This window comes from Nocardioides sp. T2.26MG-1 (genome assembly GCF_950101795.1).
Taxonomy (GTDB): domain Bacteria; phylum Actinomycetota; class Actinomycetes; order Propionibacteriales; family Nocardioidaceae; genus Nocardioides.
Window position 1 is genome coordinate 262520 of the sequence record NZ_CATNLZ010000037.1, and the last position, 20630, is coordinate 283149.

A 20630-nucleotide genomic window follows, 5' to 3' on the forward strand; every position below is an offset into this window, starting at 1 on the left:
CCTGAGGGAGGAACACACGTGCAGGCATTCATCATCACCTTCGCGAGCGTGATCGTCGGCGGCGGACTCGCCGGCGCAACGGTCGTGGGGCTCGTGAACAGCCAGACCGCGCCCCCGGAGAACTCCCCGGCCAACGTCTCCAACCCCGTGCTGGAGTACGGCGCCACCAAGTGACCTGAGCCGGCGCGTCGCCGCTCAGTCGTCCGTCGCGTCCTGGTCGTTGACCAGGACGCCCCGCAGCGCTTCGGTCACGACATGCGCGAAGGCGGCCTGGGAGTGCCCCCAGGTGAAGCCCTTGCTGTGTCGGAACGCGCCGTCCGCGAGTCGCTCGCGCCCGGCCTCGTCTCGCAGCAGCGCGCCGATGGCCGCCGTGAGCTCGGCGGGAGAGTCCACCAGGACGCCGGACACGCCGTGGACGATCGACTCGCGGGTGCCGCCCGCGCTGGCGTAGGCGACGGTGGGGGTGTGGTGCGCGGCCGCCTCGCCGACCACGAGGCCCCACCCCTCCTTCAGCGACGGCAGCGCCATCAGCCAGGACTCCTCGTAGATCTCCTGCTTGCGGACCTCGGACACGTGCCCCTCGAAGACGACCGCACCCCGCGCGACCAGGGGCGCCGCGTAGGCGCGCAGCTGGCTCTCCCACCAGCCGCTGCCCACGACGTGCAGCCGCAGGTCCGGGAACTCCTCGAGCAGCATGGCCACGGCGTCGATGGCGTGCTCGACCTGCTTGTGCGGGACCAACCGGCCCACCACGCAGATCGAGGGGTGCGACGACTTGCGCGACCCGACCCGCATCACCGGATCGGTGCCGTTGTGCACGACCGCGACCCGGGCGCCGGTGACACCGAGCTCGCGGAGCTCGGCACGAGTGGCCCGGGAGACCGCGACGTACTGGCACGACCGGTAGAGCCGCGGCGCGAGCCGGCTCTCGACCCACCAGCCGACGCGCCCGGGCAGGCCCGGGTAGACCACCGGCCACTGCTCGCGGTGGACGTGGTGCACCAGCACGATGACCGGTTTGCGGGTGACGAGCGGGCTGAAGAACGGCAGTCCGTTCTGCACGTCGACCACGAGGTCCACCCGGCCGAGCCGGCGGCGCAGCAGCGCCCACATGCCGAGGGCGTAGACCGACAGCTTGCCGCCGCGGCGTACGAACCGGATGCCGTCGACGACCTCGTCGGGCGCTGCGCCGGCGTAGGCGACGCAGAAGATCGTGACCCGGCAGCCCCGGGCGACGAGCCCCGCGGCCATCTTCTCCAGGTACCGCTCCGCGCCGCCGCCCTCGGGATTGCGGGTGTCGCGCCAGCTCAGGAACACGATGTGGCGCCCCGCGAGGGTTTCGGACGTCGGCATCCGGCGAGGTTACCGGGTAGTTCGGATATGGTGCGCGGCATGCCATGGACCGCCGATCTTCGTCGGTCCGTGCGCCTCTTCTCGGACTTCCGGGTCGAGCAGAGCGACCCCGCGCGCTTCTACTCAGCGTTGGCCGAGGACTCGGTGGGGCAGCTCTCGGGCTACCGGGACCTCGCCGGCACGACCGTCCTGGACGTGGGCGGCGGACCCGGGTACTTCCGCGACGCGTTCCGCCGGGCCGGAGCGACGTACTGGGCCCTGGACGCCGACGTCGGCGAGCTCTCGGGGACCGGCGAGATCGCCGGGGGCACCGTGGTCGGCGACGGCATGAACCTGCCGTTCCGCGACGGCTCGGTCGACGTCTGCTACTCCTCGAACGTCCTCGAGCACGTGCCGCGCCCGTGGGACATGGCGGAGGAGATGCTGCGGGTGACCCGGTCAGGGGGCGTCGTCTTCATCTCCTACACGCTGTGGTGGGGGCCGTGGGGCGGTCACGAGACCTCCCCGTGGCACTACCTCGGCGGGGCGCGTGCTCGTCGTCGCTACCACAGGCGGCACGGTCACGAGCCGAAGAACAAGTACGGCGAGTCGCTGTTCCGCGTCACCATGCGTGACGGGGTGGCCTGGACGCGGCGCCAGCAGGCGGGCGAGGTGCTCGCGGTGATCCCGCGCTACAACCCCCGGTGGAGCTACTGGATGTCCCGGGTCCCGGTCCTCCGAGAGGTGGTGACGTGGAACCTCGTCATCGTGCTCCGCAAGAGATGAGGGCACCGTGAGCCGGTTCCGCGATGCCGAGACCTCAGTCAACTGGCTGCGGCTGGTAGCGGGCTGCGCCGTGCTAGTCGGCCTCGCCTTCGTGCAGGACCCCGGCTACCTCGTCGCAGACACGAAGTTCGATCTCGCGGTTGCTCCCGCCGAGTTCTTGTCCCGGGCCCTGCACCTGTGGGACCCCGAGGGCGCGTTCGGGCAACTGCAGAACCAGGCCTACGGCTATCTCTGGCCGATGGGACCGTTCTTCCTCGTCGGCTGGATCGTCGCCCTTCCCGGATGGGTGGTGCAGCGACTCTGGATGGGGCTGGTGCTGTCGGTGGCCTTCACCGGCATGGCGCGCCTGTGCCGGGTGATGGGCGTGCGCACTGACTTCGCCTGTCTCCTTGCCGGGATGGCGTTCGCGCTCTCCCCCCGGATGCTGACGACCTTGGGACCGATCTCGATCGAGACGTGGCCCAGTGCGCTCGCGCCATGGGTGCTGCTGCCACTGGTCACCGGCTCGCGGAGCGGTTCGCCGCGCCGCGCGGCCGCCCTGTCAGCGTTCGCGGTGGCGATGGTCGGGGGTGTGAACGCGGCGGCGACGTTCGCGGTGATCCCCCTGGGGGTGGTCTGGCTGCTCACCCGAACAGGTGGCCGCCGGCGGCGCTCGCTGATGCTGTGGTGGCCGGTGTTCACGCTGTTCGGCACCCTGTGGTGGCTGGTACCCCTTTTCGTGATGGGCTCCTACAGCCCTCCGTTCCTCGACTTCATCGAGACCACCGCGGTCACCACGTTCCCGACGACGGTCTTCGACGCACTGCGCGGCACGTCCGACTGGGTGCCCTACGTCGACCCTGGCTCCCGGGCGGGCAACGACCTGATCACGACGTCCTTCATCGCGCTCGACAGCGCGATGGTGCTGTTCCTCGGCTTCCTGGGCCTGGTCGACCGACGCACGCATGAGCGAGCGTTCCTCACGTTTGGCCTCCTGGTCGGGCTCCTGATGGTGACCATGGGGCACCACGGCAGCGTCCAGGGCTGGTTCCAGCCCGATATCCAGAGTGCGCTCGACGGTGTCCTGGCGCCCCTGCGCAACGTCCACAAGTTCGATCCGGTGCTGCGGATCCCGCTGGTCGTCGGGCTGGCCTTCGTGGTCGACCGTGCGGTTTCGTCGGCGTCGAGCGCCCCGCGGGGCCGGCCTGACGGCACCCAGGCACCGGCGCTGGACACGCTGCTCGCCCGCGTCAACCGGACCGCTCTCTGCCTGGTCGCCGTGGTCGTGGTGGCCGGCGCGGCAACCCCGGCGGTCGCGGGCCGGATCGCCCCGAGTGGTCCGACCCTGTCGGTCCCGGCCTACTGGCGGGACACCGCCACCTGGCTGGCAGCGCACGGAGGAGAGCCCGGGGCCGGCACCGCACTGCTGGCGCCGGGCGCGCCGTTCGGTGAGTACCTGTGGGGCTCGCCCCGCGACGAGCCGCTGCAGTGGCTCGCGGACTCGCCGTGGGCCGTGCGCAACGCCATCCCACTGACGCCTCCCGGCAACATCAGGATGCTCGACGAGGTGGAGACGGCCCTGAGCCAGGGCCGCGGATCCGCGGGACTGACCACCTTCCTTCGGCGCGCTGGGGTCAGGTACGTCGTGGTCCGCAACGACCTCGAGCCAGCGGATGATGTTCCGGACCCCGTGCTCGTGCACCAGGCCCTCGGTTCTTCGCCGGGACTGAGCCGGGTCGCGACGTTCGGCCCCGACGTCGGGGGCGGAGGGAGCACCCGGCTTGGAGGTCAGCGCATCCTCGTCGACCATGGCTGGCGGTCGACCTACCCGGCGGTCGAGGTGTTCGAGGTCGAGGACGCCGCCGCCGCGGTCAGCGTGAGCACGACCCCGGTGGTGGTCGGGGGGCCCGAGGACCTGCTCGACCTCGCGGACCTCGGCGTCCTGACGGACGAGCCGACGGTCCTCGGTGTGGACGCCGACCCAAGCCAGGCGCCGGACGGCGACATCGTGCTCACCGACGGGCTCCGAGAGCGGGAGCGGTTCTTCGGTCGCGTCCACGACGGCTACTCACCGGTGCTGACGCCGGGTGATGTACGCCGGTCCGGGAACCCGACCCGCGACTACCTGGTGTCCGACGATGACCGCTGGTCGACGACCGTCCGCCTCGACGGCGCCGCCTCGCTCGCGGCGTCGTCGTCGGAGTCCGACTCGACCGCAATCGGCGGCGCGCGCCGCGGCCGGCTCCCGTATGCGGCGGTGGACGCCTCCGTCGACACCGCCTGGCGCTCGGCGCCAGGCTCCGCCGAGCCCGCCTGGTGGCGGCTCGGCCTGACGTCGGCGGTGAGCCCTGGGCGGGTGGAGCTGACCGGCGGGCTCGGCAACCCGGACAACCTCGCCGTGGTGGTCACCACCGAGAGCGGCAGCAGCGAGCCAGTGCGGCTCGGGGAGGGCGTGACCCGCACCGTGGCTCTGCCGGCGGGGCGCACCTCCTGGCTGCGGGTCGAGGTGGTCGGCGACGACCTCCGACAGCTCTCCTTGGCCGACGTGCAGGTCCCCGGCGTGCACGTGCAGCGCTCGCTCGTGCTCCCCGTGCTCCCCGAGGCGTGGGGCGACCCGCACACCATCACGCTTCGCTCAGACCTGGATGCGCGCACCGGCTGTGTGGCAGTCGAGGGTGACGTCCGCTGTGCACCGGACAAGGCCGGGGACGGCGAGGAGGACGCGGGCATGGCAAGGGTCGTGACACTCGCGCGTCCGGCGACGTACGACGCCCGCATCCGCGTGGTTCCTCGCGCGAGTGCGGCACTGGACCGCTTGGTTCTCATCGATCAGCCCGTCGAGGTCTCCGCATCGACGGTGCTCGCGCCCAAGGATCCGCGGGATTGGCCGGTGGCGGCCATCGACGGCGACCGGGGTACCAGCTGGCTATCCGACCCCGACGACCCGTCGCCCACCTTGCGGCTGAGCTGGCTAGGCGTGCGCTCGGTCGACGGCCTGGCACTGCGTGTGGACCGGGAGGCCGACGGCCGGCGGCCGGTCAGCCTGCGCCTCACCTGGCCTGGTGGCTCCCGCACCGTCGACCTCGACTCCGGTCGGGCGAGCTTCCGCACCATCCGCACCGACCAGCTCACGGTCACGGTGGTCGCCACGCGGTCGGGGTACTCCGTCGGTCCGGACGGCCAGCCGTCCGGGGTGGGGGTCGCCGTCTCGGAGCTCCGGCTCCGGGGTGTGCCCTACCTGCCGCTGCGGCTTTCCCTCGACCCGGTCCGCTATCCGTGTGGGTCCGGCCCGGACGTCGAGGTCGACGGGTCGACACGGCAGAGCCGCGTTGTCGCAGCGCCGTTCGCCGTGGCGCAAGGCGATGTCGTTCCCGCCGAGCTCTGCGGCGGGCAGAGCGTCGCCCTGCCCTCAGGCGAGGCGACCGTGTCAGCAACTGCGTCGGATGCCTTCCGGCTCTCCAGCATCGTGCTGGGACCGGATCTGCCGCCCGCAACGGTGACGCCGGCGCCGGTGACGGTGCAGGGCCCGGTCGACCGGGACTATGTTCCTGCCCCTGGATCGGGCGTGCTCGCGGCGCGCAGCAACATCAACGACGGCTGGGAGGCCGATCAGGGCGGTCAGGACTTGGCGCCGGTGCGGATCGACGGATGGGAACAAGGCTGGCGGCTCCAGGGTGATGCACGTGTGAAAGCGTCGTTCGCACCGGACCGGCCCTACCGGTTCGGTCTGCTCGCCGGCGGGGTCGCGCTGGTCGGGCTGCTGCTCGCCGTTGCGCTCGTCGGTCGTCGGTCCCGCCGGTCCCTGCCAGATGAGCTCGGTGCACGCCCTCTGTCGCCGCTGCTGGCGGGCCCGATCGCCGTGGCCGTCCTGGGCCTCGTCGCCGGGTGGATGGGCGTGGTGATCGCTGCCGTGGCCGCACCCGTGGCCGCCCTACTCGTGCGCCGCACCCCTGACCTCGGTCCCGGGCTGCTCGCTGCGCCCTGCCTGATCGCCGGAGCGGCCTATGCACTGCGTCCCTGGGGGGACGAGTGGGCCGGCAACGACGCCTGGCTGCACTACCTCCTGCTGGTCCCGGTGGTGTCGGCGCTGGCCTGCGTGCCCTGGCGACGGCCGAGGGGCAGGGTCTTCAGGCGCAGAGCCGGCCGCTCGATGAGCCGGTAGGTGAGGTCGGCGACCACCAGGCTCGCTACGAGCGTCAGGGCCCAGAGCTCGAGCGCGTGGCCACCGAAGAGCGGCCAGCCGGTCGCCCACATGACCAGTTGGATCACCGACATGTGCAGACTGAACACGCTGTAGGAGATCCAGCCGAGGCGTCGCAGCGAGACGTGCCCGAACACCCGTTGGTAACGTCCTCCCTCGACCGAGAAGGCGCCCGATGCCACCAGGAGCCCTCCGATGCCGGCGTACAGCAGGTTCTTGGTCAGCGACTGCGCGGACGTGAGCGGTGCCAGCACGCTTGGACCAGCGAGTGGCGTCGCGGCCACCAGGAACAGCCCTAGTGCGATGGTCCAGCACACGCCGGGCTGTCGGCCCACCCCCACGATCATCGCCACGATCCGCCCCCCGGGCCGTGTCCCACGCTCCGCGTCGGCGTGCAGCAGGCTGACGAGGGCGAGCCCGATGCCGATGGCGAACCAGATCAGGTATGTCGGGAGCCACTGCAACGGTGAGGCCTCGGTGTGGTGGGCGACCCGGCCCGCGCCGTCGAGATGCCACCACACCGAGACCGCCGAGAGCACGACGAGCACCGCAGTCACCCGTGCTGGACGCAGCCGACGTCGGCCGATGGCTAGGAGCATCAGGGCGGGCAGCGCCACGTAGAAGGTCACCTCGACCGCAAGGCTCCACATGTGGGTGAGCCCGTAGGGCAGGGTCGGGTCGACGAACGTGTTGAGCATCGCGAGGGTCGTGAGCCACTGGCCCGCCCCCAGATCGGCGTTCTCGTGGATGAAGGTGAGCGCGACCAAGACGGCCAGGACGTAGACCGGCGCGATCCGCAGGAACCTCTTCCAGAGGTACTGGCCGGTGGAGGGCCGCCGCTCACCGCGCAGACCGCGGTCCAGGAACGGTCGGGAGAGCAGGAAGCCCGAGAGTACGAAGAAGATCGCGACGCCGACGTCGAGACGGGCCAACATCGTGCCCCATGTTCCGTGCGTGACGTAAGCCCCGGACTGGAACGACGTGTGGGTGGTGAGCACACCGAGCGCCCCGACCGCCCGGAGAGTGTCGAGGACGACGTACTGACCCGACGTGGCCGGGGGAGGCGGGACGATGTCCGCTCCGAGCGAGGGTGCACGGGAAGGCGAGGTCACAGGGGCCCCGCCGGCTTCGGCTGGCCCACTGTCACCGTGTCCACGCACACGGTCGTCCCGGGGGAGAGCCCCCCGACGTCGACCGCATCGAAGGAGCTGTCGACATGGAGGAAGACAGTGTTGAGCCCGCGCGTCACTCCGACCTCCTGCTCCTCATCCCCGACGCGCACCCTCATGACGTCGTCGGCTGAGGCCAGGTAGTCGACTTGGATCCACCACCCGAAGTCAAAGACCCGGTGGTCGAGTGGGATCGAGACGATCGGGCTGCGCACACGCCAGCCGCACCCTGGTAGGTCGCCGGCGAGACTCTCGACCGTCGGCTCGACCACTGCGCGGAACGGCATTCCGCCGTCGTCGAGCACCACCAGGGTCGGGGTTGAAGTGGGAAAGCTGACGTTGTCCGCGAGCAGGGGGAGCAGCCGGGAGGTCGTGTTGAGGGGCGCCGAGAGCGGCGGCATCACAGTGGCCGGCACGACCTGGTCGGCAAGATCCAGCTCACCTTGGCCGTGGAGACCATCGATTGCGGTGTGCACGTAGTCCGCCCCAGGGTTCTCGTCGGCCCACACGTTGGAGTACTGGGTCGAGCTCACGAGCCCGGACCCACAGAGCAGAGCGGTGAGAACGACGACGGCGAGGGGAGGCGGCTGGAGCAGCAGCAGCGGTCGCTGCCGAGGCTCACTCGACTCGACAGCTCCCGTCAGCGGCATCGTTGCGAGTCCGATGCAAAGGACGCTCACAGCCGCGACATCGCTGATGTAGCGGTACTCCAGGCCGCCGTACCCTCCGGTGATCGGCGCGCGGCTGACCAGGAGCAGGACGTAGGCGACGGCGAGATAGGCCCCGAGCAGCACCCACGCCCGTAGTGAGCGACGTCGCCGCAGGGCGATGCCGACAACACCGAGCGCGATGACGACCCAGGCGACATGGACGAGCGCGCCCGGCGGGTCGGCTACCGCCGCCGGGGGGTTCGACGCATCCCAGCGCCACGGTCCGCCGACCAAGCCTGTCGGGAACGACGTGAGGAGCATGGTGTCGGCGAGGTCGGAGGCGACCCGGACGGTCGGCTGCGCGAACACCGACGGCACCTCGACGAGGTAGTAGGCCACGAACGCGCCACCGGCGACCACAGCGGCGAGCGCAGCAAGCCAGTACCGACGCACCGCCTCGGTCACCCGCTGGCGAGGTCCTCCGGTGGAGAAGTAGGCGAGCACGATGAAGGCCATCACGCCGAGGACGAGGACCGCCTTGACGTAGGCGAGGAACTCGATCCCGACGATCGCAAGACTCAGCGCCAAGGGGCCGGGACGGGGGTCGCGGAGGTAGTGAACCCAAACGGCCACTGCAGTGAACAGCACCGCCTGCAGCGGGAGCTGGTTGAGCGACGCCGCCCACCACATCACGCCCGGCATGCTCAGAGCGCTCGTCAGGTAGAGCGCCAAAGGCGCCAAGGCCCCCCATCGCGGTCCGAACAGCGTCACGAGCATCCACAGGCATGCCGAACTGGCCAACGCCTGGACGACCAACGTCAGGGACGCCGCGGCTACCCAGTCGACGTGGCCAGAGCGTGCGACTGTCCAGGCAATGGCACGTCCGAACGGCATGAACTGGCTGTCAAAGGGTTGCAGCACGTAGTCGAGCGAGAAGGACGATCCAGTCGCTGCGTCCAGGAGGCGGTAGTCGTCGGCATAGAACCACGACCGGAAGAGCTGCCACGCCCTCAGTCCGAGCTGCAGGGCCACGAGGAGCGCGCCCGTCGCGACCACCATCTGTCCCTGCTGCGCATCGTGATGGTGCTGGAACGAGGAGCGGGGCACGGCAGGACTATCCCACAGGGGAGGCCCACCGTCGGAGCGCGATGAGCTCGCACAACTTCACCCCACAAGTGTGACGGACGTCGCATTTCTACCCGTGAGTACTGCTACGGTGCACCGAATCGCAACATCCTTGGGAGGGGACGTGAAGCGTAAGTGGTTCGGCCTGGTCATGCTCGGATTCGGGACCTTCCTGCTCGTGGCGGGTCTGCTGGCGACGGTGTGGGCTCCGGGCGTGGTCAAGAAGACGCCGTTGGACGTCAATCAGGTCACGCACCTGGACGGCACGGTGAGGAAGCTCGATCCGGCGACGAGTGAGTTCCCGTCCGAGCCGGTCCCGGTCAAGGTCGAGAGCATCACCAAGACCGACTCCAACGCCTCCGACGGCGACAACGCCAGCTGGGTGCAGACGACGTGCGTGGTCATGGACATCGACAACGCACCCAACTGCGTGGAAGGTGACGACCCGCGCCTGGTCGACGCGAGCACCGACGTGTTCGCCACCGACCGGGTGTCCGGGCTCGCGGTGAACGACACCGACCACCTGCCGGCCGACGCCCAGGCGCACGACGGTCTGATGAACAAGTGGCCCTTCGACTCCGAGAAGAAGACCTACCCGATGTGGGACGGCACCGCCGGCCACGCCGTCGACGCGGTGTACGACCGCACCGAGACGCTGGCCGGCATCGAGTGCTACGTCTACGAGGTCACGATCAGCGACGAGCCGATCGAGATCGCCGAGGGCATCGACGGCACCTACGACAACGAGATCGAGGTCTGGGTCGAGCCCAAGACCGGTGCGATCCAGCAGCAGACCCAGGACCAGCAGCGCTACCTCGACGACGGCACCCAGGTGCTGGACCTCAAGATCGGCTTCACCGAGGAGCAGATCCAGCAGTTCGCCGACGACGCCCGGACCAACATCCGGATGCTCGACACGATCACACTGTGGGTGCCGGTCGTCGGCTTCGCCGGCGGGGCCCTGTGCGTGCTGGCCGGCCTGGCGCTGCTGCTCACCGCCCGCCGCCGGCGGGGCGACGACGTCGCCATCAAGCCCGCGATGGCGCGCGTCGCGACCTAACCGAGCCTGGCGCCGAAGATCGCGGTCCCGGGGGTGTAGCGCCCCCGGGTCGCGGACCAGCCGCCCCAGATCCGTTCGTGGTGCTCGGGCCACTCCGGCTCCAGCAGGTCGGTGATCACGAACCCGTGCCCGGCCAGCAGCGCGACCCAGTCGCCGAGCGTGCGGTGGTGCTCCACATAGGCCACCTCGCCCGTCGCGTCGTCGACCTCGACGTACGGCGTGCGGTCCCAGTAGGACTGGCTCGCCACCAGGCCGGCCTCGGTCGGGTCGTCGGGGAACATCCACCGGGTCGGGTGCGTGATCGAGAACGCGTAGCGCCCGCCGCGGCGCAGCACCCGCGCGGTCTCGCCGACGGCCTCGGCGATGTCGCTGACGAACTGCAGCGCGCCGAACGAGGAGAACACGACGTCGAAGGAGTCGTCGGCGAACGGCAGCGCGGTGGCGGTGCCGACCACCGAGGGCACGGCGACGCCGGTGTCCTGGTCGATGCGCCGCGAGTGCTGGAGCTGGCGGAACGACAGGTCGAGCCCGTAGGCCCGCCCGCCCCGGCTGCGCACCCAACGGGAGCACTGACCGGCCCCGGACCCGACCTCGAGCACGTCGCGGCCCGCGACGTCGCCGAGCACCCCGGCCTGCTCCTCGGAGAACCCCTCGGGTCCCCAGACGAAGCCGATGTCGCCGAGGAACTCCCCGTGGGTGGACTGGTACTCGTCCGCGTAACGGTCCCAGTCCGGGCCGTTGGCCCGGCGGGACTCGTCCTCGGTGACGGGACGACGCTCGACCCGCACCGGAGGATGGTTCTCCACGCTCGGAGCGTAACCCGGCCGCCCCGGGGACCACCGACCGGTCGCGAGTTGGACGTAGTTCACACGCCCCGCGTAGTCTTCAGGGTGCGCCGGAGGTCTGCCCGCGTCCCAGACGGAGCGGATACGCGCTCGCTTTCCATCTCGTGGTTGGTGAAAAGGACCTTCGCCGTGTCCGCACGACTCCTATCCACCCAAGGAACAACCTCCCTTATGACGAGCACCATCTCGACTCTTCCCGATTACGACGCGCCCCAGGTCGCGATCAACGACATCGGTTCTGAAGAGGACTTCCTCGCGGCGATCGACGCGACCATCAAGTACTTCAACGACGGTGACATCGTGGATGGCACCATCGTCAAGGTCGACCGGGACGAGGTCCTGCTCGACATCGGTTACAAGACCGAAGGCGTCATCCCGTCCCGCGAGCTCTCGATCAAGCACGATGTCGACCCGTCCGAGGTCGTTTCCGTGGGTGACAAGGTCGAGGCCCTGGTGCTCCAGAAGGAGGACAAGGAAGGTCGCCTGATCCTGTCCAAGAAGCGCGCCCAGTACGAGCGCGCCTGGGGCACGATCGAGCAGGTCAAGGAGGAGGACGGCGTCGTCGAGGGCACCGTCATCGAGGTCGTCAAGGGCGGCCTGATCCTGGACATCGGGCTGCGCGGCTTCCTGCCCGCCTCCCTGGTGGAGATGCGGCGCGTGCGCGACCTGCAGCCCTACGTCGGCCAGACGCTCGAGGCGAAGATCATCGAGCTCGACAAGAACCGCAACAACGTGGTCCTGTCCCGCCGTGCCTGGCTCGAGCAGACCCAGTCCGAGGTTCGCCACGGCTTCCTGACCCAGTTGCAGAAGGGCCAGATCCGCAAGGGCGTCGTCTCCTCGATCGTCAACTTCGGTGCGTTCGTGGACCTCGGCGGCGTCGACGGTCTAGTCCACGTCTCCGAGCTGTCCTGGAAGCACATCGACCACCCCTCCGAGGTCGTCGCGGTCGGCGACGAGGTCACCGTCGAGGTCCTGGACGTCGACATGGACCGCGAGCGGGTCTCGCTGTCGCTCAAGGCGACGCAGGAGGACCCCTGGCAGCACTTCGCCCGCACCCACCAGATCGGCCAGATCGTGCCCGGCAAGGTCACCAAGCTGGTGCCGTTCGGTGCGTTCGTCCGCGTCGAGGAGGGCATCGAGGGCCTGGTGCACATCTCCGAGCTCGCCGAGCGTCACGTCGAGATCCCCGAGCAGGTCGTCCAGGTCAACGACGACGTGATGGTGAAGATCATCGACATCGACCTCGAGCGTCGCCGGATCTCGCTGTCGCTCAAGCAGGCCAACGAGACCGCGACCGCGGCCGATGTCGAGGACTTCGACCCCACGCTGTACGGCATGGCGGCGACCTACGACGAGCAGGGCAACTACGTCTACCCCGAGGGCTTCGACCCCGAGACCGGCGAGTGGCTCGAGGGCTTCGACGAGCAGCGCGCGATCTGGGAGGACCAGTACGCCAAGGCGCACGCTCGCTGGGAGGCGCACGTCAAGCAGCAGGCCGAGGCCGCCAAGGCCGAGGTCGAGGCCGGCGAGGCGACGTCCTACTCCAGCGGTAGCGACGACACCGAGGCTGCCGAGACCGGCGGCTCGCTCGCGTCCGACGAGGCGCTCCAGGCGCTGCGCGAGAAGCTCACCGGCGGGGGCGCCTGACCCGCACGCAGCATCTGACGCACGAAGGCCCGGTCACCGCAAGGTGACCGGGCCTTCGGGCTTCTCGGGCTCAGGAGACGAGCCGGGCGGAGGTGCTCCGCCCCAGGTCGTCGCGGTGGGGGGCGCGGACGGCGGGGCCGGCGAACCGGTCGTGGCGGGCGTAGCGGACCAGGGCGGCGGCGAGGGCGACCATGGCCAGAAGGACGAGGATCGAGGTCATGGCAGAAATCATGCTCCCAGCGTGATCCTGCCACCACTGGCAGGAAAGTCATGGTGCGTTGATTTTCTGCCAGTTCTCCGTCAGGCTGTGCCGCGTGCAGAAGGTGACCGTGATCGTGCAGGACGGGGCCGAGCCCTTCGGGTTGGGCTCACTGGTCGAGGTGTGGGGCGAGCCGGAGCACCCGGAGGACCAGACGCCGGTGTTCGACTTCCGGGTCTGCACCCCGCGGCCGGGTCGGGTGAAGGGGCGCTCCGACTACGACCTGGTCGTCGAGCGCGGCCTGGAGGCCACCGAGGACGCCGACCTGGTCTGCCTGAGCCCGAAGTACGACTTCTCCCGGCACGACCCGGCGGTCCTGGACGCCGTGCGGGCGGCGTACGACCGCGGCGCGATCATCTACGCCCACTGCTCCGGTGTCTTCGAGCTCGGCGCCGCCGGGCTGCTCGACGGCCGCGAGTGCACCACCCACTGGCGCTTCACCGACCGGCTCGCGGCGACCTATCCCGAGGCGGACGTCCGCCCCGACGTCCTCTACTGCCACGACGGCAACGTGCTGACCGGCGCCGGGTCCGCGGCCGGCATCGACGCCTCGCTGCACCTGCTGCGCGAGCAGTTCGGCGCCAAGGTCGCGGCGACCACCGCGCGGCGGATCGTGGTGCCCCCGCACCGGGACGGCGGCCAGGCCCAGTTCATCGCCCGCGCGGTGCCCGACTGCGACGCCGAGACGCTCGGCCCGCTGCTGGAGTGGATCGTCGCCAACCTCGGAGACGACCTGGGCGTCGAGGCGCTGGCCCGTCGCAGCCACATGTCGCCGCGCACGTTCGCCCGGCGGTTCCGTGCCGAGACCGGCACCACGCCGCACTCCTGGGTCACCCGCCAGCGCGTGCAGGCCGCCGAGGAGCTGCTCGAGCGCACGGACCACTCGATCGACTGGATCGCCGACGAGGTCGGCTTCGGCAACGCCGCGACCCTGCGGCACCACTTCGCCCGGGTGCGCGGGCTCAGCCCCCAGCAGTACCGGCGGCGCTTCGCCGGCTAGTCAGCCCAGCTGGTCCCGTAAGACCTTCCCCGTGAGGGTCCTGGGGAGCTCGGTGATGAAGTGGTACTCCTTCGGACGCTTCGGCGGGGCCAGCCGCTCGCGCGCGAATGCGTCGAGCTGCGCCGCGCTCACCTCGCCGACGACCGCAGCGCACACGCGCTGACCCCAGCGTTCGTCGGGGACGCCGTACACCGCGACATCCGCGACGCCCGGGTGCTCGCGCAGGGTGTTCTCCACCTCGAGCGGGTAGACGTTGACCCCGCCGGTGATCAGCAGGTCCTCGCGGCGCCCGTCGAGGTAGAGGTAGCCGTCGTCGTCGAGGCGGCCCAGGTCGCCCACCGTGAACGAGTCGCCGCGCCAGGCCGCGGCGGTCTTCTCCGGATCGCCGAAGTACTCGAAGCGGGCGTACGGCGGCACCGTGCACCAGATCGTGCCGTCGGGGTCGGTCGAGAGGGTGCGGCCGGGACGGGCCCGCCCGACGGTGCCGGGCCGCTCGAGCCACTCCTCGCCGCGGCACGCGGTGAACTGGCCCTCGGTGGAGCCGTAGAACTCCCAGGTCGCCCCGTCCGGGAACGCCTCGATCAGCCGGCGCTTGAGCGCGGGAGGACAGGGTGCGCCGGCGTGCGCGACCAGCCGGAAGGACGACAGGTCCGGCCAGCCGTGCCGGTCCCAGTGGGCGAAGAGCCGCTGCAGGTGGGCGGGCACGCAGAACATCGTGGTCGGCCGCTCGCGGCGGATCGCCTCGGTCATCAGCTCGGCGTCGAACGCACCCGGCGCGACGACGCGGCCGCCGGCGAGCGCCGTCCCCATCGCGAAGCGCAGGGGAGCGGAGTGGTAGAGCGGGCTGAGCACGAGGTTGACGTCCGACTCCGTGAACCCCCACAGGTCGCGCTCCTCCGCGACCAGCGCCGCGGCGTCCTGCTCGTCGAGCAGGCCTGAGTAGACGCCCTTCGGCGTGCCGGTGGTGCCGCTGGTGACGTGCATCGGACGGGCGCGCGGCAGGGCGCCCCGGAACCGGTCCGGGGTGTTCGCGACCATCGCCGCGACCTGCTCCGGGCGGTCGACCACCAGGTCCGGCCGGAGGCCGGCGAGCAGTCGCTCCCGTTCGTACGCCGTCAGCCGCGGGTCGAGGGGGATCGGGAACATCCCGGCGGCGAGCAGGGACATCACCAGGTCCAGGTAGTCGAGCGACCCGGGCACCAGCAGGGCGACCCGCGACCCCTCGCGCAGCTCGACGTGGTCCACGCGGCCACCCTACTGTCGCGAGACCGGCGGGAACTCGTGAGCGCGAGCGGACATGTAGAGGTGTGCAGCGAGGAGGAGTGGTGGCGACCCAGGCCGACGAGAAGGACCTCGTGGACCGGTTGCGCAGCGACGACCCCGAGGCCCTCGCTGCGCTCTTCGACCGGTACGGCGACCGCATCTACAACCACTGCTTCCGGGCGACGGGGGACTGGTCGGAGGCCGAGGACGCCACCGCGACGGTGTTCCTCGAGGTGTGGCGGCACCGGCGCCGGGTCCAGGCGGACGACGGGTCGGCCCTGCCCTGGCTGTACGGCGTCGCCACGAACGTCTGCCGCAACCTGAACCGCTCCCGGCGCCGGCGGCACCGCGCCCTCGCGGCGCTGCCACGGCCGGCGGCCGAGCCCGACCACGCCGACCGGGTGGCCGAGCGGCTCGGCTCCGAGGAGCGGATGCGCAGCGTGCTCGCCGCGATCGACGGCCTGCCCGCCCGCGAGCGCGAGGTGCTCGGCCTCGTGGCGTGGTCCGGGCTGAGCTACGAGCAGGCGGCCGCCGCCCTCGACGTACCGGTCGGGACCGTCCGGTCCCGCCTCTCCCGGGCCCGCGCCCGCCTCACCGACCAGACCACAGCACCAGGAGACCGCGATGAGTGACCTCACGCCCCCACCCGACGAGCCGTTGCCCGACCGGAGCCGGGCCCGGATCCGTGGGGAGCTGCTGCGGGCCGCGCAGGACGGCGCCACGTCCCGGAGCCGGTGGGTCGCCCCGGCCGTGGCGGCGGCCGCCGTCGTGCTGGTCGCCGGCGCGGGTGCGTGGGCCGTGCAGGGAGGCGGTGGCACCGAGGGGTCTCCGGCCGCTCCCGGGACCTCGGTGGCGCCGTCGCCCCCGCTGATCCCGGAGCCCGGCATCACGCCGCCGGACATCGTCACGGGCACGCCGAACCCGCCGCCGTCGACGCAGCAGGCCGGCCGCGGTGACTGCGAGCGCGAGCTCCGCGACGTCCTGCCGGGAGCCGAGCTCGCCGCCGCGTTCGACGACCGCACGAGCTTCTGGGTCAGGGGCGACCAGTTCGTGCTGTGCGACGTCCGGGGGCTGACGACGGTGCACCGCCCGCTGCCGATGACTCCGGTGGAGGGCGTCGAGACCTACCGGGTCAGCAGCAAGTACGTGCCCGCCGGTCGCGGTGCGTTCGACGTCGTCCGGGTCGCCGGCGGGGTCGTTCCCGACGGTGCGATGGCGTACGACGTCGAGTACACGTTCCCCGACGGCCGGACGGTGCCGGCCGAGACGACGACCGGCGAGGACGGCCGCACGTGGTGGCGCGTAGCGCACACCTACCGCAGCGACGGCAACGAGATGAAGGACCCGCCGATCACGGCGCAGGTGTCCTACTCGGGGGTCCGCCACACCTACCGGCTCGACTGGGGCAGCGACACGTGCGCCCAGGCGAACCACGGGTGCTGATCAGCCGGAGAGCCCCAGGTCGGCCGCGAGCTGCTCGGTGACCTGCTGGAAGTGGGCGTCGTAGTCCAGGATGCCGCGGTGCATGTGGCCGAACAGCTCGAGGCTGACGTGGCCGAAGAGCGTCTGCCAGGCCATCAGCCAGCGGACCATGCGGTCGTCGCTCATGGTGACGTCGAGGGCGGGCCGGACCCCGCCGAGGGCGCGCCGCTCCTGGGTGCTCACCGTGCGCACGGGCGCGCCCAGCGGGTGTCCGGCGCGCTCGGACTCCTGGGCCAGCCGCAGGATCGCGCCGGTGATGCGGGCCGCCGAGGGGACCGTGGTGTCGGGGGCCGCGTAGCCCGGCACGGGGGAGCCGTAGAGCAGCGCGTACTCGTGCGGGTGGGCGCGCGCCCATTCGTGGACGGCATGGCAGACGGCGAGGAAGCGCTTGGCGAGGTCGCCGCGACGCCGTACGCCGGCGTCGGCGGCCTCGACGGCCGCGCCCAGCTCGTCGTAGGCCTCGATGATCAGCGCGGTCAGCAGCTCGTCCCGGCTCGCGAAGTAGCGATAGACCGCCGAGGAGACCATGCCGACCTCGCGCGCGATCGCGCGGAGCGACAGCGCGGCCGGGCCGACGTCCGCGAGGTGGCGGCGCGCGGTCCCCTGGATGGCGCGGGTGATCTCGAGGCGGTTCTCGGCACGGGACATGCGCCCATCGTGGCACACGACGAGAGCAGTGCTCTTGTTTTCGCCACGCAAGCGTGTCAGTGTTGGGGCGAACGGAGAGCAGTGCTCTCGATTCCAGACCTCAGGAGGAACCAATGTCCGATCTCCACGTGATCGTCGGCGCCGGCCCGGTCGGCCGGGCCACCGCCGTCCAGCTGGCCTCGGAGGGGCACGACGTGCTGCTGGCCAGCCGCTCCGGCGCGGGGCCCGCCATCGCGGGCGTCCGTCGCTCGGCCGCGGACGCCGCGGACGCGGCGCGCCTGACCGAGCTCGCCACGGGCGCGGTCGCGCTCTACAACTGCATCAACCCGCCGTCGTACGACGTGTGGACCACGTACTGGCCGCCGGTGGCGGCGGCGTTCCTGGAGGCGGCCGAGCGCACCGGCGCCACGCTGGTCACGGCGTCCTGCCTGTACGGCTACGGGCCGGTCGACGGACCGATGGTCGAGGGGATGCCAGACGCCGCGACCGGCACCAAGGCGCGGATCCGGGCGGGGATGTGGGCCGACGCGCTCGCAGCACACGGGGCCGGACGGCTCCGCGCCGTGGAGGTGCGCGGCTCGGACTACCTGGGACCGTGGATCACCAGCGCCCACATCCCGCAGGTGACGCCGCGCGCTCTCTCCGGCAGGAGCGTGCGGGTCTTCGGGCGCGCCGACCAGCCGCACTCGTTCACCGACGTGCGCGACATGGGGCGGGCGCTCGCCGCGGTCGCCCAGGCGCCGCAGATGTGGGGCCGGGTCTGGCACGCGCCCACCAACGCCCCCCGCACCCAGGCCGAGACGGTCGCCGACGTGTGCCGCGCTGCCGGACGCGAGCCCGTGACCGTGCGGACCTGGCCGAAGGCGATGCTGACCGTGGGTGGCCGGTTCGTACCGCTGCTGCGCGAGCTGCGGGAGACCGTCTACCAGTTCGAGCGCCCCTACGTGCTCGACTCCAGCGCGATCACCCGCGAGCTGGGCCTCGAGCCGACGCCGTGGGCCGAGGTCTGCCGCGCGACGGCCCTGGGCGCCGACGACGCGGTGGCGGGTTCCGCGCCGTCGACGTCGGTGGTCTAGTCCCGCGAAGGGCCTTGCGGTGAGCCGGTGGGTTCGGCAGGGCCCGTGCGGGGCACGATGTGCGGCATGCGAAGGCTCCTCGCCGTCTCGGGCGTGCTCGCGGCCCTGGTCACCGCCGCGATCACCGGCACGGCCGCCACCCTGGTCCTGCCCACTGCAGCGTGGGCGGCCGCCCCGGCCTGCACCGAGAGCGTGGTCGAGGACGGTGCCGACGTGCTCGACGACGCCCGCGTCGAGCGGGCCGCCGCGGCCTTCGGCGATCAGGTGGTCGTCAAGGTGATCAGCTACCTCACCACCGACGGGCAGGACCTCTACGACCGCGTCTACGAGGAGCGGCAGCGCTGCCACGGCTGGGGCTTCCGGCCCGGGGGCGGCCGGTCGCTGCTGGTGCTCGCCGTCGCGACCCAGGACAGCCAGCTGGCCACCCACTACGACGGCCGCGCGCAGGACCGGTTCGAGGCGGCGCGTGAGCACGCCGAGGTCGACGGCATGGGCGCGAGCTTCGGCAACGGCCGGTGGACGCGCGGCATGGTCGACGGCCTGGCGATCTACGCCCGCGCCTACGCGCGCGCCGACGGACCCGCCCACCCGGGCGGCGGATCCGGCGTCGCGCCGGTCACGGGCGGGCTTGACGACCCGGGAGAGTCGGTCGGGCCCGTCGAGTCGGCCGACGCGAGCCCCTGGCTGCTGGTGCTCCCCGGCGCGCTCGTGGCGGGCGGCGCCGGTTGGGGCGGGTGGGTGCTGCTGCGCCGCCGCCGGGACACGCGCGCGGCCCGCGCCTCGCTGGCGGCCGCCACCGACGACCTCGCCGCAGCCTGGGTGGAGGTCGACGAGGCCCGCGAGTACGTCGAGGCGCGGGTCGGCGCCCTCCCGTCGGTCGACGACGCGGTGATCAGGCAGATCCGGTCCGACCACGCCGCCGCGGCCGCCCGGCTCGAGCAGGCGACCGCGACGTACCTCACGCTCTCCCAGACCTACGCCGTGGACAAGGTGGCGCGGCTCGACCGCGACGAGGCGGCCGCCGGGCTCGGGCCGGTCACCGAGGCCGCGGCCGCGCTGCGAGAGGTGCACGCGGCCCTGACCACCGCCGAGGAGGAGGTGACCGGCTTCGAGCGGCTGCGCGACGCGCTCCCCGAGCAGGTCGCCTCGCTGCGCGGCGAGGCGGAGCGGATGACCGGCCTGCTGGGGCGTCGCCGCGGCGAGGGCTACCGCACCGGTGACCTCGACGGCGCCCCGAGCACCGCCGAGCAGGCCGCGCGCGACGCCGAGGGGCTCGGCCGCCAGCTGCGCTTCGGCGACGCCTCGAACCGGCTCGCCGAGGCTGCGGCCACGCTGGCGGAGCAGACGGCCTGGCTGGAGGGCCTCGACGACTACCGGGCGGCGCTCGCCGCCGACCTGGCCTCGCTCGAGGCCCGGACCGCCGACCTGGACGCCGCTCTGGGCGACGCCCGGGTCACGCTCGAGCACCTGGAGGCGACGTACGACCCCTCGTGCGTCGTCGGCGTGCGCGACCGGTTCGAGGCCGCCCGTTTGGGCCGCACGCGCCTCGACGACGAGCTCGCGACGATCCGCGACGACGCCTCGATGTCGACGCAGGCGTTCCGCCGCGCCCGCGACGAGATCACCGCCGCCCAGCAGAGCGCCGACACGATCGCGACCGACGCGGCCGCCGCGGGCGAGCGGGAGCGGGAGCTGACGGAGCTCACCGCACAGCTGCCGCTCACCGCCCAGCGACTGGTGGCGGACGCCGCCGGCGTCCGGGAGCAGATCGAGGCCAACGCGACCGCGATCTCCTACCTCGACGTCGTGCCGCCCGTCGCGGAGCTCGAGTCGGAGGCGGGGCGGCTCGGGGAGCGCGCCAAGGCGCCCAAGGCGCCCCTCCTCGCGCTGCGCGACGACCTCGAGGGGCTCGGGCGCCGGGTGCGGGACAGCGCGGCGGTGGTCACCGCCGTGATCGCGGCCTACGACGACACCCAGCGGGTGCTCGGCGCCGGGGCCGCCGCGGTCGCGGAGGCGCGTGACGAGGTGGACCGGGCCGACGTCGGGGCCGGCGCCCGCGCCACCCTCGGCGAGGCCGAGCAGGCGCTGGCCCGAGCCGAGGGTGGCGC

The 20630-nt window shown here is 71.9% G+C and carries 17 protein-coding genes; 10 read left to right on the plus strand and 7 right to left on the minus strand.

The genetic code is table 11. The annotated features are described in order from the left end of the window. Positions 1 to 18 precede the first annotated feature (18 nt). Positions 19 to 174, plus strand: coding sequence for a hypothetical protein (locus tag QQZ14_RS25285; protein ID WP_284537210.1), 156 nt, complete (start codon positions 19 to 21; stop codon positions 172 to 174). 21 nt (positions 175 to 195) lie between these two features. Here QQZ14_RS25285 and QQZ14_RS25290 read toward each other — a convergent pair whose 3' ends face one another. Further along, entirely contained in the window at positions 196 to 1353 is a 1158-nt protein-coding gene (locus tag QQZ14_RS25290) for a glycosyltransferase family 4 protein (RefSeq protein WP_284537211.1), read from the minus strand. A 39-nt stretch (positions 1354 to 1392) separates the two neighbouring features. On the opposite strand from QQZ14_RS25290, the gene QQZ14_RS25295 reads away from it, so the two are divergent. Then, the gene (locus QQZ14_RS25295; RefSeq protein ID WP_284537212.1) at positions 1393 to 2118 is read left to right on the plus strand and encodes a class I SAM-dependent methyltransferase; all 726 of its coding nucleotides are present in this window, start codon (positions 1393 to 1395) and stop codon (positions 2116 to 2118) included. Positions 2119 to 2125: 7 nt separating this feature from the next. Further along, entirely contained in the window at positions 2126 to 6259 is a 4134-nt protein-coding gene (locus QQZ14_RS25300) for an alpha-(1->3)-arabinofuranosyltransferase domain-containing protein (protein ID WP_284537213.1), read from the plus strand. On the opposite strand, the gene QQZ14_RS25305 is transcribed toward QQZ14_RS25300, so the two are convergent. Further along, complete coding sequence (locus QQZ14_RS25305) at positions 6154 to 7410, minus strand: acyltransferase family protein (RefSeq protein ID WP_284537214.1); 1257 nt, start codon at positions 7408 to 7410, stop codon at positions 6154 to 6156. The genes QQZ14_RS25300 and QQZ14_RS25305 overlap by 106 nt on opposite strands. Beyond that, positions 7407 to 9176: a hypothetical protein gene (locus QQZ14_RS25310; RefSeq protein WP_284537215.1), complete on the minus strand. Its 1770-nt coding sequence runs from the start codon at positions 9174 to 9176 to the stop codon at positions 7407 to 7409. Before QQZ14_RS25310 ends, QQZ14_RS25305 begins: the two co-directional genes overlap by 4 nt. Positions 9177 to 9366: 190 nt before the next feature. Between QQZ14_RS25310 and QQZ14_RS25315 the strand changes: the two genes are divergently transcribed. Then, the gene (locus QQZ14_RS25315) at positions 9367 to 10302 is read left to right on the plus strand and encodes a DUF3068 domain-containing protein (protein ID WP_284537216.1); all 936 of its coding nucleotides are present in this window, start codon (positions 9367 to 9369) and stop codon (positions 10300 to 10302) included. On the opposite strand, the gene QQZ14_RS25320 is transcribed toward QQZ14_RS25315, so the two are convergent. Further along, positions 10299 to 11108, minus strand: coding sequence for a class I SAM-dependent methyltransferase (locus QQZ14_RS25320; RefSeq protein WP_284537217.1), 810 nt, complete (start codon positions 11106 to 11108; stop codon positions 10299 to 10301). The genes QQZ14_RS25315 and QQZ14_RS25320 overlap by 4 nt on opposite strands. A 210-nt stretch (positions 11109 to 11318) precedes the next feature. On the opposite strand from QQZ14_RS25320, the gene rpsA reads away from it, so the two are divergent. Then, complete coding sequence (gene rpsA, locus QQZ14_RS25325) at positions 11319 to 12794, plus strand: 30S ribosomal protein S1 (RefSeq protein ID WP_284537218.1); 1476 nt, start codon at positions 11319 to 11321, stop codon at positions 12792 to 12794. A gap of 70 nt (positions 12795 to 12864) precedes the next feature. Here the strand turns inward: rpsA and QQZ14_RS25330 are convergent, their stop codons facing one another. Next, positions 12865 to 13014: a hypothetical protein gene (locus QQZ14_RS25330; protein WP_284537219.1), complete on the minus strand. Its 150-nt coding sequence runs from the start codon at positions 13012 to 13014 to the stop codon at positions 12865 to 12867. Positions 13015 to 13108: 94 nt separating this feature from the next. On the opposite strand from QQZ14_RS25330, the gene QQZ14_RS25335 reads away from it, so the two are divergent. Continuing rightward, the gene (locus QQZ14_RS25335) at positions 13109 to 14053 is read left to right on the plus strand and encodes a GlxA family transcriptional regulator (RefSeq protein WP_284537220.1); all 945 of its coding nucleotides are present in this window, start codon (positions 13109 to 13111) and stop codon (positions 14051 to 14053) included. Here QQZ14_RS25335 and QQZ14_RS25340 read toward each other — a convergent pair whose 3' ends face one another. Next, complete coding sequence (locus tag QQZ14_RS25340; protein ID WP_284537221.1) at positions 14054 to 15298, minus strand: class I adenylate-forming enzyme family protein; 1245 nt, start codon at positions 15296 to 15298, stop codon at positions 14054 to 14056. It abuts the gene before it with no gap. An 80-nt stretch (positions 15299 to 15378) separates the two neighbouring features. Here QQZ14_RS25340 and QQZ14_RS25345 point away from each other — a divergent pair, with 80 nt between their 5' ends. Next, a complete protein-coding gene (locus QQZ14_RS25345) occupies positions 15379 to 15948 on the plus strand; it encodes an RNA polymerase sigma factor (RefSeq protein ID WP_284537222.1) in 570 nt (189 codons plus the stop codon). Beyond that, positions 15941 to 16759: a hypothetical protein gene (locus QQZ14_RS25350; RefSeq protein ID WP_284537223.1), complete on the plus strand. Its 819-nt coding sequence runs from the start codon at positions 15941 to 15943 to the stop codon at positions 16757 to 16759. The genes QQZ14_RS25345 and QQZ14_RS25350 overlap by 8 nt, the downstream gene beginning before the upstream one ends. Here the strand turns inward: QQZ14_RS25350 and QQZ14_RS25355 are convergent, their stop codons facing one another. Continuing rightward, a complete protein-coding gene (locus QQZ14_RS25355) occupies positions 16760 to 17446 on the minus strand; it encodes a TetR/AcrR family transcriptional regulator (protein WP_284537224.1) in 687 nt (228 codons plus the stop codon). A 113-nt stretch (positions 17447 to 17559) separates the two neighbouring features. Between QQZ14_RS25355 and QQZ14_RS25360 the strand changes: the two genes are divergently transcribed. Both QQZ14_RS25360 and QQZ14_RS25365 read left to right on the plus strand, forming a co-directional pair. Beyond that, positions 17560 to 18522, plus strand: coding sequence for an NAD-dependent epimerase/dehydratase family protein (locus QQZ14_RS25360; protein ID WP_284537225.1), 963 nt, complete (start codon positions 17560 to 17562; stop codon positions 18520 to 18522). A gap of 66 nt (positions 18523 to 18588) precedes the next feature. After that, positions 18589 to 20630: hypothetical protein (locus tag QQZ14_RS25365; protein ID WP_284537226.1), on the plus strand; the 2042-nt coding region annotated here is incomplete at its 3' end.